Raw genomic sequence first — 15,115 nt, 5'->3', positions numbered from 1 at the left:
TCGCGGCTACACAAACGAAGTCCGCCTACGCGGACTCAAAGGATTTGAAACCCACCTCCGTGGGTTTTGTTTGTATAGCTGCGAATTCCATGAGACTGTTGGCGAACTGCGATCGCTACCCTCAAAGCATTGAGATGTCGTAGCGCCTCACCCCGTAAATTGTGGTTTACATGAATTCGCCAACAGAGTCATTCCATTCGTTAGGGCAAACGTGTTTTTACGCTCATTGAGATGCTCCCTGGTTATTTACCTAAAAGTTGCTGTAAAGACGCAATAGATTATTTATTGCTAGAGCCTGAAAAAAGCAGATTTGTAACTTGTTCTAACACCTTTAATGCTGTTAATGAACCTCGAATCAACCGAGTAGCGGCAAAAGGTTGTCGAAGCATTGCGATCGCTAACGGCAAAGGGTTTAGAGAACCATCAGAGTTAATTGCTGGTGTGAGATCGGGGATATTATGCTGACAATCGTCGCTGACTACTCGCAGCATTGCCACTGCAACTCCAGCCGCATTGAAAAATTCTAAAGCGGTAAATCCTTCCATATCTACAACATCAGCCGCCAAAGTCTCACCTAAACGGTGTTTTTCGGATGCAGACCAAATTACGCGATCGCTTGTCAGTGATTTGACCAAAGATACTTTTTCTGATACTGAAGAGTGCAATTGTGTTGTAAAAGTGCGATCGCATTCTTGCTGTTTCCCCTGATAAACACAATCTTGATACAGGACAATATCACCAACTGTATAGCGATCGCTCAAGCTGCCACATATACCCATAACCAGCACTCTGGATTTTGGAGTCAGAAATTGTTCTTGTTGCAGGTATTTGAGTAAAGGCTTCATCCCTACAGGTATGGCTACTACTTTTGGGATGGAGGCAGTAATGCCGCTTAATCCGCGACACACGGCTTTATATTCTGCTCCTTGAGGCACCAGAATTGTGTTGATGGGCAAAAAATTAGGCACTAGCTCTCTCGATAGTTTTAAGTTTTAACGGTCAATTAATGTTTAGAGTAGTAGATGGGCATGGCGGGATTCTTCTTTACCTTGAAGAGCGATGTCTACGACGGGCTACGCCTACGCAGTTTGTAAAATTAGGTATCGCTCATCAACGCTGCGTAACCACTAACTAATGCTTGGATTAAAGATTGGGTCATATCTGAGTGACAATAAGTAATATTGCCGTTTGGTAGTAACCAAAATTAGCAAACCGAAGATGATTGCTGTAGCATGACTAAATAATTGTGTCATCCACACGATAATTTTCCAAGATGGTAAAGCTTCATAACTCCAAATCCGCACGAGAACTCTTCAATATTTCCAAATTGGCGATTCAATTTTCGTGGCTGACAGTGAGTTTTTGGATTGCCGTAACGGTAGCTGGTGTTCTAGCTTTCAGTTCCCTTAAGTATGCCTTGTTTCCAGATATTACCTTTCCAGTGGTAGTTGTGAATGCTACAGCTCCCCTGACAACTGCCCTGGATACAGAAGCGAAGCTCACCAAACCCCTAGAAGAACGCCTCCGCTCTCTAGAAGGACTGGAGAATATTCGCTCATCAACCTATCCTAGTCAAACAGCTGTTGCCCTTTCTTTTGCCGTTGGGACAAATTTAGAAACATCGACCAAAAAGGTTGAAACTGCCCTCAAGCAGTTGACTCTACCTCAAGGAGCAACTGACAAAATCATTCCCCTGAATCTAAACGAGTCAGCCGCCATTAGCTATGCCATAGAGAGTCCTACACGGAATCTCAAAGATTTGACGAAGTTGGCACAAGATGAGATTGTTAGTGCGATCGCTAAATTACCAGGAGTATTAAAAGTCTCACTACTAGGTGCTGCTACGGCAACTCCTCCGTTAAATCCAGCGAATGCTAGTGCAACGGTCCCCCAAGGTGGGGCGACATTAGTCCGGTTTAACGGTGAAGATGCACTCGCATTTCAGGTAATCAAACGCGGTAGTGCTAATACTTTGGAAGTCGTGAGTCATGTTGAGAAAGAAGTTCAAAGGCTACGCTCTACCTTCAAAGATGTCAAACTCACCTTAGCTGCCACCCAAGCAGAATATATCCGTCAAGCCACCCAGTCAACAATCGATGCTTTGCTGGAAGCAGTGTTGTTGTCAATAGTGGTAATTTTTCCTTTTTTATGGAATTGGCGGGCAACTCTGATCTCTGCCTTAGCGATTCCTACATCTTTGCTGGCGACATTTATCGTCATGGCAATTTTCGGCTTCAACCTGGAAACAATCACCCTGCTGGCTTTAGCTTTGGTGATTGGTAGCATTGTTGATGATGCGATCGTGGATGTGGAAAACATCATGCGACACGTTGAAGATGGCGAAACTCCTCGTCAAGCAGCGCTTTTAGCGACAAATGAGATTGGGTTGACAGTCACCGCCGCCACTTTAACAGCAGTAGCAGTTTTTCTACCCATAGGTTTGATGGGTGGGGTAATCGGTCAGTTTTTCAAGCCTTTTGGCATCACTGTATCCGCGGCGATGCTTGCTTCTATGCTAGTTGCTCGGACTTTATCTCCAGTTCTAGCTATCTACTGGCTGAAACCTAAATCCTCACTCTCCCCACGTCGAGAAGCAAAAATCTGGGTAGCTTTTACTCAATTTTACGGAAATTTACTGAGTTGGTCTTTAAATCACCGGAAAATAGTTATCGGGTTAGCTGTCTTCAGCTTCATCGCAGGTATAGTTCTGATTCCACTAATTCCCAAAGGGTTTATTCCCAAACTCGATCGCGGCGAATTTAATATTGCTTATACGGCTCCTTTGCCGAGTATTCCTAGTGGAGCTGAGGGGCAGGGGGGCAGGGGGGCAGGGGAACAGGGGAGAAATTCTATTCCCCAGTTTCAAATTCCCAATCCCTTGAACGATTCTCTAGAGGTTGCGAAGAAACTAGAAAATGTAGTCAGAAAATCACCGGCAGTTGAAACGGTATTTACCACTGTTGGTTCTCGTGAGGGTGAGCCGAATAAAGGGATACTATATGTAAAGTTAAAGGGCGATCGCACAATCACAACTGCGGAATTACAAGACCAGTTGCGCTTTTCATTACCTACTCTTTCTGGGGTAAATACTAGTGTTGAAGATATTCAATTTGTCGATTCTGGTGGTCAAAAACCCCTGCAAATAGCATTACAAGCTGATAATCTCCAAGCTCTGAGCAAAGCAGTCAAAGCGATTAAAGAAAGGATTCAGAGGCTACCGGGATTCGCTGATGTCACAATTACAGGTGAAACGAATCCACAGGGCACGATTTTTCAGATCGAGCGTCTGAATAATCAGCGCGTAGCATACATCAGTGCTAATCTTGGCAAGGATCTGTCTTTGGGTGATGCCACTGACAAAGTGGTAGCTGAAGCAAAGGCGGTATTACCCTCTAATGTTTCCTTAAATTTAGGGGGAGACTCTGCCCGTCAAGGTGAAGTGTTTAGCAGTTTCGGCACTACTCTGGCTTTATCTGCCCTGTGCATTGTCATAGTACTAATTTTACTGTTCAAAAGCTGGGTAGACCCTCTGGTGATTGGTGTTTCTTTGCCTTTGGCACTTGTGGGAGCGATGTTGGCGCTACTGATTACTAAGAGCGATTTTGGTATGATCTCATTGATCGGTTTCGTCTTTTTGCTAGGGCTGGCAAATAAAAATGCCATTTTGCTTGTAGATTATATCAACCAGTTACGCAACGCTGGCTTAGACCGTACCCAGGCGATCCTCAATACCGGACTAGTACGCCTCAGACCAATTATGATGACCACGGCCTCCACTATTTTAGGGATGTTACCGATCGCATTGGGTTTTGGTGCTGGTTCCGAATTGCGATCGCCGATGGCTGTAGCGATCGCAGGTGGACTAGTAACTTCAACTATCCTCAGCTTGATTGTTGTGCCGGTAGTTTACACCATTTTGGATGATTGGTTTCCCCGATTTAAGAAAAGGGGGGCAGCTTGATGCAGGTTTTTGTCACGGGGGGTACGGGTTTTATTGGTGCCCATTTGTTACGGTTGTTGTTGCAACAGGGTTACACAGTTAAAGCGCTGGTACGCTCAAGCAGCAATTTGGAAAATCTACGCGGTTTGGAGGTGGAAATTGTCAAAGGCGATTTGAACGATCCAAATCTCTGGCAACAAATGAGAGGTTGTCAATATCTATTTCATGTGGCAGCTCATTATTCCCTCTGGCAAACAGACCGAGAATTACTCCATCGTCACAATGTCCTGGGTACGCGCAATGTGTTGGCAGCAGCTCGTAAAGCTAATATTGAACGCACCGTCTACACGAGTTCGGTTGCGGCAATTGGGGTAGGATCGTCAGGGGAAGTTGTGGATGAAACACATCAGAGTCCGTTAGAAAAGTTGGTGGGTGACTATAAAAAGTCTAAGTTTTTGGCTGAACAAGAAGCTATGCAAGCCGTTGCTACAGGTCAGGAGGTAGTTATTGTCAATCCCAGCAGCCCCATTGGCTCATTGGATATCAAACCTACCCCGACGGGTGATATAATCTTGCGGTTTTTACGACGGCAAATGCCTTTTTACTTAGATACTGGTCTAAATTTTATCGATGTGCGAGATGTGGCATGGGGGCATTTACTGGCTTTGCAACGGGGTAAATCTGGCGATCGCTATATCTTAGGTCATCAAAACCTCAGTCTCAAAGAACTACTCGAACAACTTGCCGATATCACAGGTCTTAGCGCACCTCAACGAACAGTACCCGCTTGGTTGCCCCTGAGCGTTGCCTGGGTTGATGAAAAGATTCTCGCACCATTAGGAAAATCGCCCTCAGTACCATTAGATGGCGTTCGGATGGCGAAACAACCTATGTATTACAATGCTTCAAAGGCTGTCAGAGAATTGGGTCTACCCCAATCTTCGCTGAACGTCGCACTCAAAGATGCTGTGGATTGGTTTGTTGCTCAGGGATATGTCAACCCCTCTGGGAAATTCAAAATTCAAAATTCAAAATTCAAAATTGAAGACCCCACAGATAAATCTTGGGGTTGAGAAAGTGGTGCATTTATCTTTAAAAGAGGAGCGATCGCAACAATGGCAGTTAATTTACAACAAGCTATGGATATTGGGAAGTATCTTGTTACACAGCGTTTGAAAGGACGTAAACGCTTCCCCTTAGTACTGATGTTGGAACCTCTTTTTCGGTGTAATCTCGCTTGTACTGGTTGTGGTAAAATCCAACATCCAAAGGAAATTTTAAAGCAAAATCTCACCCCAGAACAGTGTTTTGCCGCTGTGGAAGAGTGTGGCGCACCGGTTGTCTCCATTCCTGGGGGAGAACCTCTGCTACACCCCCAGATTGATGAAATTGTCCAGGGATTAATTGAGCGCAAGAAATATATTTACTTGTGTACCAATGGTTTGTTATTAGAAAAGAGTCTGGATAAGTTTCAACCTTCCCCTTACCTGACTTTTAGTGTGCATTTAGATGGAATGCGGGAGTTACACGATCAGTGCGTAGATCGTAAAGGTGTTTTCGATATCGCTGTCAAAGCCATTCGCGCCGCTAAAGCTAAAGGCTTTCGTGTTACCACTAACACCACTATTTTTGAAGGTACTGAACCTAAAGATATGCAAGAGTTCTTTAACTTTCTGGAAACACTAAATACTGACGGGATGATGATTTCTCCCGGCTACAGTTACGAGTGGGCACCAGATCAAGATCATTTTCTCCATCGCGAACAAACCCGCGCCCTGTTCCGAGAAATTCTGGCTCCCTACAAAAGTGGCGAAAAAAACTGGAACTTTAATCACAATCCGTTGTTCCTAGATTTTCTCACTGGTGAGAAGGACTACGAATGCACACCTTGGGGTAGCCCTAGTTATAGTGTTCTCGGTTGGCAAAAACCTTGCTATCTGCTAAACGAAGGTTATTACTCTACCTTTAAGGAATTACTCGCACAAACTGACTGGAGTCAATACGGACAGAAGAGTGGTAATCCTAAGTGTGCTGATTGCATGGTTCATTGTGGCTATGAACCCACCGCCGCAATGGATGCAATGCAGCCGCAAAATATGGCGCGTGCCCTTGGTAGTGTTTTTGGCAGGAATTAGTAAGTAATGAAGAGTGCTGTTAGCGATAGCAGGGCGTTGAGCAAGTGCTGAGTTAAAAGACCGCCCACAAGGGGCGGGGCTTCTAATAAGTACATAAGTACTGAGTACAATTAAGAATTACTCAGTAATCAGCAATCAGCATTGAGTAGGGTGAATGCTACATATTAAAGGGTGCGATGCTTGCGGCGGGCTACGCCTACGCACCCTTTAAGGATTCTGATTGCACTGAAATATACCTAATAACATAGGACTTACGCATTGACGGAAAAGCCGAAATGGCAAGTATGCTTTTCAGGGTTTTTAGCTAGATTTTTCAGCGCAACTAACAAAGCATGGTTTGCAAAAGCCTGAAACGACCTATTTACGTTAGTACACAAGATGATTCGTTTGTACAGTGCGTAGGTCCTATAACATTACGAGAAGAGTGAAATGAGGATGCTTATCTAGAGATATTGCGATCGCTCCTCAGCCAATTTCGCCGAAATTCATCAGGAAAAATACTCATGCCATTTGTCTCTATTTGTAACCTGCAAATGTATTATGAGATTCGTGGCACTGGTCAACGCCTACTCTGTATCAGTGGTACTGGAGTACATTTGCAGCGATCGCCGACTATTTTTGACTCACCGCTAGCCCCACACTTTGAAATTCTAGCCTACGATCAGCGTGGTCTGGGTCAAACCTCAAAACCTGATATTCTTTACACCATAGCAGATTACGCCGCCGATGCAGATTCTTTGTTAAATGCAGTCGGGTGGGAAAACGCTCATATCATTGGAATTTCCTTTGGGGGTATGGTAGCCCAAGAGTTGGCACTGCGCTATCCGCACCGCGTTAAACGTCTTGTTTTGGCTTGTACTAGTAGTGGTGGTGCTGGTGGATCGTCATATCCACTACATCAACTCGTTAACCTACCTAGCGAAGAACTAGCCCATCGGCAAATCACAATTGCTGATACCCGTTGGCAAGAGGAAGCTTGGCTCTCTAGCAGAACGACACAATTTCAGGAATTAGTGAAGCTGACACTAGCAGTTTCTCAAGCGAGTACAGACGAACCAAGTCGTGAAGTTGGGCGTCGTCGCCAGCTTGAGGCTCGTGCTGCTCACGATACATATAATCGACTTTCTCAACTGCGTATTCCTGTCTATATCTGCGGGGGTCATCACGATGGCATATCTCCTCCCGCCAATCTCGAGGCAATGCACAAACAGATAGCAGGTTCGTATTTAGAGTTTTTTAAGGGCGGTCATGGCTTTCTTTACCAAGACCCCCAAGCATTCAAGCGCGTTATTGCCTTTCTCCAAAATAAATTTGAGTAATTTTACATAAGACTTGAAGAAGAATTCAGAATTCAGGAGCGTCTCAGGCTCCGCTTTGCCTCCAGTCAGAATCAAGCCGCTCTGGTGCGATGCTGCTCTATCAGCGGGGGTTTTAAAGCCTCTTGTTCAGACGCTCGATGACTCGCTACCGCTGCGCTATCCGCCAGTCGTACATAATTCATACTGAATTCCTGACTCCTGAATTCTGTTTGGATAAATACAAAGTGACAGTAACTACAACACCTATTGCCCTACAAGAGCAGCGCTCGGCTCATAAACTAAACAAAGACCAAAGTATGAAGTTATGTAAATAAATTTCACAAACATAACAATAATTTGTAATAAATTATGATGCGGCAGCATTGTATAAAGAGAACTTGGAAGTAAAAAACAACATCTTAATCAGGTTTTCCAGTCGTTCATAGAAGTTTGAAGTTTTTTAACAAAAGTTTTAATCTGAAAGCCTGGAGATCGTAAACTTATTTCTTGGATGTCTGTTTTAAACCTTTCGTAATTCGTCAGGCAGTGCTGACATCAAAAATCAACTGAACCATTCAGTTTTGAGTCCAATTATTCTTAACCAAGCAAATTAGGAGATTTAACGCAATGGTTTTAGATGCATTTGCAAAAGTAGTTTCCCAAGCTGATACACGCGGCGAATATCTCTCCGATGCACAATTGGATGCATTGAGCGAACTAGTCAAAGATGGTAACAAGCGTGCAGATGCTGTTAACCGTATTACCAGCAATGCGTCAGCTCTTGTTGCTGCTGCGGCTCGTGATTTGTGGGCAGAACAACCCCAATTGATCACTCCCGGTGGTAATGCTTACACCAGCCGTCGTGCAGCTGCTTGTATCAGAGACTTGGACATCATTCTTCGCTATATCACCTACGCTATCTTTGCTGGCGATTCTAGCGTGCTAGACGATCGTGCCCTCAATGGATTGCGGGAAACCTACTTGGCATTGGGAACTCCAGGAGCTTCAGTTGCTGTTGGTATTCAAAAGCTGAAACAAGCTTCTTTGGCAATTGTCAACGATACAAACAATATCACCAGAGGCGATTGCAGTGCATTGGCATCTGAAATAGCTAGCTATTTCGATCGCGCTGCTGCTGCTGTGGCTTAAGCCAAGCATTGCTAATGTTGACTAAATAATTGTCCATAGGACAAAACAAAATTTCAACCATAACGTTTGTAAAAGGGAAATACCAAAATGACAAAAACACCTCTAACTGAAGCAATTGCATCGGCTGATTCTCAAGGACGCTACCTCAGCAGCACCGAAATTCAAGTTGCTTTTGGTCGCTTCCGCCAAGCTCCTGCTAGCTTACAAGCAGCAAAAGCATTGAGCGCCAATGCTCAACGCTTGACCGAAGGTGCTGCTCAAGCAGTGTATAACAAGTTCCCTTACACCACTCAACAACAAGGCCCTAACTTCGCGTCTGATGCGCGCGGTAAAGGCAAGTGTGTACGTGATGTCGGCTACTACTTGCGGATTATCACATACGCTTTAGTTGTTGGTGGCACAGGCCCCTTGGATGATTTCTTGATTTCTGGCTTGGCTGAAATCAACCGGACTTTTGATCTGTCTCCTAGCTGGTACATTGAAGCTCTCAAGTACATCAAAGCTAACCACGGCCTCAGCGGCGATCCAGCTGTTGAAGCAAATTCCTACATCGACTATGTAATCAATACTCTAAGCTAGAGTGTTTCTTTAGCCCGGAGAGGAAATCAGCTCTTATGACAAGTGAGTTCTATGAGTTGTTTACCTCTCTGGGCAGTTTTTTCAGAAAAGCTAGCTGAAAACCCTGGAGAAAGAGGAACGTAGTTCTGTATTTTTTGCTTTAGAACAGGGATGAAAGCTGCCGACGTAGCACGGTATTTGCTACAACTTTGGGAAAGTTAGCAGCCCAGTGCCTCTTTTAAGCTACCGTCAATTGGCACAATATTTTTGTCAGTACAAGATTTAAAAACCTACCCTCGAACTGGGGGAAAGTATACGCCCGAAATAACGTTAGGAGATATCACTACGCCCTTGTGGCAGATGTGGTGAGGCAGCGAGCGCAATCTTCTCTCATCTCTTACGAGACGCTACGTGTTCGCGGAGCGTTCCGTTCGCGGAGCGCCACGTTAGCGAGTCCGCCCCCTAGGGGAAAGCAAGCTACGCGCAGTGTCTGGCAGAGAACGTCTGGAGGTTTATCCCCGATAAGGGGCTGCCAAACTGATAAGGTGAGCCTGGGAACCTGTGGAAACAGGATATTAAGGCAGCTATGTCTTAGAAATCGCCTTATTTTACAGTAAGGTGAGTGTCAATTTCAAAAAGACTGTTAAAAGACTAGAAAAAAATTTTCTAAACAGTTTTCAGTTTTGCAGTTAAAACTGAGGAGGTTAAAGATGGCAGCTTTGGGACAAGCAGCAAGATTAGGGATTGGAGCGTTTGAAAATTCAGCACCAGTAGAACTACGCCCTGATAGAACAGAAGCAGATGTGGCAGTGGTTATCCGGGCGGCTTACCGTCAGGTTTTGGGTAATGCATATCTACTGGAAGGAGACCGTCTAGAGAGTGCAGAATCACTGTTGCAGCAAGGTGCAATCACCGTTAGGGGATTTGTACTAGCCATTGCTCAATCAGAACTCTATCGGGATAAGTTTTTCTACTCCAACTCCCAAACTCGGTTTATCGAGTTGAATTATAAGCATTTATTGGGGCGTGCCCCAGAAGATGAGTCAGAGATTTCGTACCATGTTGAGCTTTACAACTCACAAGGTTATGAAGCTGAGATTAATTCCTACATTGACTCATTAGAATATCAAGAGAGTTTTGGCGAAAATATTGTCCCCTACTATAAAGGCTTTAGAAGTCAAGTAGGACAGAAAAACGTTGGCTATAGCCGACTGTTCCAACTGTATCGCGGTTATGCCAATAGCGATCGCGCTCAAGGACAAAAACAAGGACGGCTAACTTGGGAAGTGGCTAAGAATCTAGCTTCACCCATTTACCCAGTCTCTGCTGGAGCCTTAAAAGGTCTCTCTAGAGGCGAACGCGGCGAAACATACCGGATCAGAGTGCTACAAGCAGCTTCCCCAAACTCAACTGTAGTACGGCGTGGGACTGCGGAATTGATCGTACCCTACGAGCAACTTTCTAGTAAATTGCAGCAGTTGAATCGCAAGGGTAGTAAGGTTATTAGCATTTCAGCCGTATAAATAGGGAATCGGGGGGAGTAAGGAGTAGGGAGTAGGGAGTAGGAAATTTCACCACTACCTAGTACAGACGGGATTAATCGCGTCTCTCCCCACTCCCTACTCCCCTTAGAAATTATTAATTACAAAGGGAAAATTACCAATGGCTATTACAACCGCAGCTTCCCGTTTGGGAACAGAACCTTTTAGCGATCAGGTTCCTGTAGAATTGCGTCCGAATGCAAGCAAAGAAGACATTGAGAGAGTAATTTCTGCCGTCTATCGTCAGGTGTTGGGCAACAACTACATATTGGCATCTGACCGCCTGACAAGCGCTGAATCTATCCTGCGCGATGGCAAAAGTACAGTGCAAGAGTTTGTGCGTCAATTAGCTAAATCAGAACTGTACAAAACCAAATTTTTCTACGACAACTTCCAAACTCGCGTCATTGAACTGAACTACAAACATTTGTTGGGTCGTGCCCCTTATGATGAGTCTGATGTCGTCTATCACTTAGACTTGTATCAAACTAAGGGATATGAAGCCGACATTGATTCTTATATTGATTCGCCAGAGTATCAATCTAGCTTTGGTGAAAATATAGTGCCTTACTATCGTGGCTTTAATACCCAAACAGGACAGAAAACTGTCGGATTTAGCCGGATATTCCAACTTTATCGCGGCTATGCCAGTAGCGATACCTCCCAACTCAAAGGCAAATCTTCTCGGCTTGCTAGCGAACTAGGTCGCAATAGTGCTTCCGTCGTTGTTCCTCCCTCTGGTGGTCCCTCAGGCTTTTCATACGTTGCTTCTGAAAAAGGCGTTACCCCCAACAGTACTTTTGGTGGTGCAGGAACCTTTGGTAAAGAAGGCAGACTGTACCGCATTGAAGTGGCAGGTGTTTTCGGAGCTGGCTATCCTAGCACACGCCGCGTCAATCAAGCAGTGATTGTACCTTATGAAGAACTATCTAGTTACTTCCAGAGAGTCGTAAAACAAGGTGGTAAAATAGCTAGTGTAAAACCCCTTTAGTGTCAATAGTCATTAGTACAATAGTCATTAGTCAATGTCATTATTAAAGGCAAAAGACTAATGACAATTTAGAATAGGGAATTAATTTTATGGTTGGGCCAATTAGTAGTAGAACGAGTAGTCGCTACTTTCGATATGAAGTAGTGGGTCTGCGCCAAAGCGAAGAAACTGAAAAAACCAACTATCCCATTCGTTCTAGTGCCACTGTGTTTTTCACAGTGCCTGAGAACCGGATGAATCAAGAAATGCAGCGAATTACTCGCTTGGGTGGCAAAATAGTTAGCATTCAGCCATTGAACGCTGAAGCTAAAACAAATAGCGAACAAAGCGATCCTCCTTCTTCATAATGAATTCTAGTCCGCAGAAATTTGAAGATTTATCACCGACAGGTAACTCTGGCGATGGTGAATCTTTAACAGTAGAGCAAGCGATCGCTAATCTTGAAAGTGCAGATTTAGGTCTGCGCTTTTATGCCGCCTGGTGGTTAGGTAGGTTTCGGATATGTGAAGCAGCTGCGGTTACAGGATTGATTAAAGCGTTAGAGGATGAAGCCGATAGAACACCAGAAGGCGGATATCCTCTGCGCCGGAACGCAGCTAGGGCTTTAGGGAAACTAGGCGATCGCCAAGCAGTATCACCTTTAATTGGGTGTTTAGACTGCTCAGATTTTTATGTACGAGAAGCGGCGGCACAATCCTTAGAAATGCTGGGCGATCCGATTTGTATTCCTGCACTAATCAAACTATTACAAGTAGGTTTGCAAGGAGAGCAGCTGATCTCACAGCCTGATTTATCTCAACCCTACGAAGCCATTTTAGAAGCCTTGGGAGCCTTGAGGGCGACTGAGTGTATCCCTTTGGTAAAACCATTTTTAGAGCATCCAATCGAATTGGTGCAATATGCTGCTGCACGAGCCATGTATCAATTAACCCAAGAACCAATTTATGGAGAACGGTTAGTAAAAGCTCTGGCAGGAGAAAAATTACAATTGCGTCGAGCAGTCTTAGCAGACTTGGGAGCGATTGGCTATCTACCCGCAGCAGATGCGATTGCCGAAACTCTTGCTGAAAATAGCCTAAAGCTAATTTCTCTTAAAGGATTACTAGAACATCAAGTTAAGCACACAGCAACAAGCACTTTGTCAGATGGTGCAATTAAAGTAATAAATTTAATGGACTTGCTGTTGTAGTCATAATTTCCCAGGCATTAGTTGTTATTAATACGTTTAAAAGAAATGTCTACCACACATAAACCCCCAACGCAACTGCAAAATCAGGGCTAGGGGGTTTATGTATGATGTCAACTACGGAGGACTTAAGCTACAATTGGCAGATCCCTAATGACCCATGACAAATTATTATGAATAACAGTGACCTTGCCCAAATATTAATTCGTGCTGTGGAAGAAGCAGACTCCTCGGATCGCTTATTAGACGCAGTTCAGGAGTTAGCGGCAGCTGGCATAGAGGAATCTGTTCCCACTCTGATTGCAGCTTTGGGCTACAACAATCCAGGGGCGGCAGTGGCGGCAGTAGATGGACTAATCGCGATCGGAGAAGCCGCAGTACCGTCACTATTGGAACTAATTGATGACTACAACTACAGTGCTAGAGCTTGGGCTATCCGTGCCTTAGCGGGAATTGGCGATGTTCAGGCGCTCGATACCTTGTTAGAGGCAGCAAAAACTGATTTTTCCTTAAGCGTGCGGCGAGCAGCTGCCAGAGGATTAGGCACTTTGCGCTTGCATCAACTACCTGCTGAGAAAGTGGAATCTGTTCAGACTCAGGTATTAGAGGCGCTATTACTAATTTCTCAAGATCCAGAGTGGATAGTGCGCTATGCAGCAGTGACGAGTTTAGAAACACTAGCGATCGCTATAGCAGTCACTTTACCCGATCAAGCATCGCGGATTACAAATCAACTTCAGCAAATACTCGATAATGATGCCGATCTGGGAGTTCGTACCCGCGTAAAATTTGCACAGCAAAAAATTCAACAGCAACAACATCAAGAAATCTTTGCACCGAAAAGAAAGCTAGAAGATGCTGAAGTGTCTGAAATACCTCATCGTGGTGGTGGCAGACGGTAAATTACCAGACACCAACCGCCCTTGCGGTAGGTGTTAGGTTCTCCCAATTCATCGGGGATAGCCTTCAGAATTCCCTAGTTTTATTGGTCTTAGATTCGCTTCTCCAATCGGGAGTCCTGGTTTCCAAGACCCAAATCTTTCTCGCAGTTTTTGTAAAACTAACTACGGCGATAAAGACTGAATTTCTGCCTGGATATTGCCACGAGCGCATGGTTCGGCAAACTCTGACATTAAAGGCGTAAAATAAATACGCGATCGCTGTAAAAATCTTTCTAAAACCTGTTGACGACCTGTAATATATTCTGCCTCTGCTACCCAGCCATATTCCTGACGAATAGCATGAGCGTATTCTTCATAATCAACTGGGTTAGTAGCCAAAATCGCTAAATCTGCATCAACTAGGACTTGGCTATCATAGTCATTCACCGCAGCTTGGTGGTCTTTAGTGTTCAGAATCAAACGGGTGACAGTAGTTATAATACTTTCTGGAATACCCAAATTACTCAGCAACTCAAAAGCATAGTCTGCACTTCGTTCTTCGTTATCTTTGGCTTCAGTGTCATACACTACATCGTGAAACCAAGCAGCTAGTTGAACAGCAGCTAGGTTGTTGGCATAGCCTTGCAAAATCTGAATTGTGCTAAGGACGCGATCGATGTGTTTCAGTGTATGGTAATAGCGACCAGGGGTAGAGTAAGCTTCAACCAAGAGATTAAAGGCTTTCTCTGCCGCTATCTGGTCAACGCCAAAGGGTTGGAGTGTGTGTTGCCAGTTATAAAATAAAATATCCATAAAATTTTCTGTAGGCATAGAGGCAGTATACCCATTCTTAGTATTGGAAAAAATAAGTACATACTGTTAAAACAGCAGTAGAAGACTTCAAGTAGAACCTCTCCTTCTAACTCCGCCAGGAGAAAGAGGGAAAAATTGTCCTCCCCTTACTTGCAGCAAGGGTTAGGAGTGAGTTCACGCGAATATATTTACAAGTTTAGGACTAGCCCTTTCAAGGTGACTCGTCAAATCTCTTATTTTTTCTCAGCGTTCTCTGTGCCTCTGCGGTTTAAAAGTGATTTATTTAACCGCTGAGGCACAGAGAACACAGAGAGAAGAGGAATTTATAGACTATAATTTTCACCCACCTTGAAAGGGCTGGTTCTAGAGTTATAAATCTAGTTATAAATCAATGAAACTTTGGACGCCCAATCAACATCTGGACAACGGAAGATTCATTATACAAATGGACGCTTTGGTTTTTCGGTGCAAAAGCGCATTCATCGAAGTCTGGGTGGCACTAGAAATTACGACAAAAAAATTTGGGAAGCTTTTGCTGATCGCGTCGGCTGGAAAAAAGATGGAGAATGGGTATTATATCATGTTCGGATAATCACTTATGATAAAAGTAGGGATGAAAACGA

General features: G+C 44.3%; 13 protein-coding genes and 1 pseudogene. 12 read left to right on the top strand and 2 right to left on the bottom strand.

Annotated features, from left to right (window positions below; genetic code table 11):
* Positions 1-278: 278 nt before the first annotated feature.
* Positions 279-968, bottom strand: a complete 690-nt coding sequence (locus HWQ42_RS19180) for a phosphorylase (protein WP_292815022.1) — start codon at positions 966-968, stop codon at positions 279-281.
* A gap of 305 nt (positions 969-1,273) precedes the next feature.
* Here HWQ42_RS19180 and HWQ42_RS19175 point away from each other — a divergent pair, with 305 nt between their 5' ends.
* The 11 genes and pseudogenes from HWQ42_RS19175 to HWQ42_RS19125 all read left to right on the top strand — a co-directional run bounded on the left by HWQ42_RS19175 (position 1,274) and on the right by HWQ42_RS19125 (position 13,700).
* Positions 1,274-3,961, top strand: coding sequence for an efflux RND transporter permease subunit (locus HWQ42_RS19175; RefSeq protein WP_292815020.1), 2,688 nt, complete (start codon positions 1,274-1,276; stop codon positions 3,959-3,961).
* Positions 3,961-5,013, top strand: a complete 1,053-nt coding sequence (hpnA, locus tag HWQ42_RS19170; protein ID WP_292815018.1) for a hopanoid-associated sugar epimerase — start codon at positions 3,961-3,963, stop codon at positions 5,011-5,013. The genes HWQ42_RS19175 and hpnA overlap by 1 nt, the downstream gene beginning before the upstream one ends.
* A gap of 42 nt (positions 5,014-5,055) precedes the next feature.
* Complete coding sequence (hpnH, locus tag HWQ42_RS19165; RefSeq protein WP_094349680.1) at positions 5,056-6,075, top strand: adenosyl-hopene transferase HpnH; 1,020 nt, start codon at positions 5,056-5,058, stop codon at positions 6,073-6,075.
* 503 nt (positions 6,076-6,578) lie between these two features.
* Positions 6,579-7,394 carry an alpha/beta hydrolase gene (locus tag HWQ42_RS19160; RefSeq protein WP_292815016.1) on the top strand — a complete coding sequence of 272 codons (816 nt, stop codon included), beginning with the start codon at positions 6,579-6,581 and terminating at the stop codon, positions 7,392-7,394.
* 606 nt (positions 7,395-8,000) lie between these two features.
* Positions 8,001-8,522 (top strand): phycocyanin subunit beta, encoded by a 522-nt coding sequence (locus HWQ42_RS19155; protein WP_289795183.1) that lies wholly within the window; start codon positions 8,001-8,003, stop codon positions 8,520-8,522.
* A gap of 87 nt (positions 8,523-8,609) precedes the next feature.
* Positions 8,610-9,101, top strand: coding sequence for a phycocyanin subunit alpha (cpcA, locus tag HWQ42_RS19150; protein ID WP_012411562.1), 492 nt, complete (start codon positions 8,610-8,612; stop codon positions 9,099-9,101).
* A 689-nt stretch (positions 9,102-9,790) separates the two neighbouring features.
* On the top strand, positions 9,791-10,603 hold the full coding sequence (locus HWQ42_RS19145) for a phycobilisome linker polypeptide (protein WP_292815014.1): 813 nt from the start codon (positions 9,791-9,793) through the stop codon (positions 10,601-10,603).
* 139 nt (positions 10,604-10,742) lie between these two features.
* Complete coding sequence (locus tag HWQ42_RS19140; RefSeq protein WP_292741673.1) at positions 10,743-11,612, top strand: phycobilisome linker polypeptide; 870 nt, start codon at positions 10,743-10,745, stop codon at positions 11,610-11,612.
* An 89-nt stretch (positions 11,613-11,701) separates the two neighbouring features.
* Positions 11,702-11,911: pseudogene (locus HWQ42_RS19135) on the top strand (phycobilisome linker polypeptide); the annotation flags it as partial.
* Positions 11,912-11,958: 47 nt separating this feature from the next.
* The gene (locus HWQ42_RS19130) at positions 11,959-12,801 is read left to right on the top strand and encodes a HEAT repeat domain-containing protein (protein WP_292815012.1); all 843 of its coding nucleotides are present in this window, start codon (positions 11,959-11,961) and stop codon (positions 12,799-12,801) included.
* 170 nt (positions 12,802-12,971) lie between these two features.
* Positions 12,972-13,700, top strand: a complete 729-nt coding sequence (locus tag HWQ42_RS19125; protein WP_292815011.1) for a HEAT repeat domain-containing protein — start codon at positions 12,972-12,974, stop codon at positions 13,698-13,700.
* A 162-nt stretch (positions 13,701-13,862) separates the two neighbouring features.
* On the opposite strand, the gene HWQ42_RS19120 is transcribed toward HWQ42_RS19125, so the two are convergent.
* The gene (locus tag HWQ42_RS19120; RefSeq protein WP_292815008.1) at positions 13,863-14,510 is read right to left on the bottom strand and encodes a hypothetical protein; all 648 of its coding nucleotides are present in this window, start codon (positions 14,508-14,510) and stop codon (positions 13,863-13,865) included.
* 381 nt (positions 14,511-14,891) lie between these two features.
* On the opposite strand from HWQ42_RS19120, the gene HWQ42_RS19115 reads away from it, so the two are divergent.
* The coding region (locus tag HWQ42_RS19115) for a GUN4 domain-containing protein (protein WP_292815006.1) at positions 14,892-15,115 on the top strand (224 nt) is incomplete at its 3' end.

It is taken from the genome of Nostoc sp. JL23, assembly GCF_017115065.1.
Taxonomy (GTDB): Bacteria; Cyanobacteriota; Cyanobacteriia; order Cyanobacteriales; family Nostocaceae; genus Nostoc; species Nostoc punctiforme_A.
Note: the sequence above shows the minus strand (reverse complement) of the source record. Positions and strands in the feature narration are given on the sequence as shown.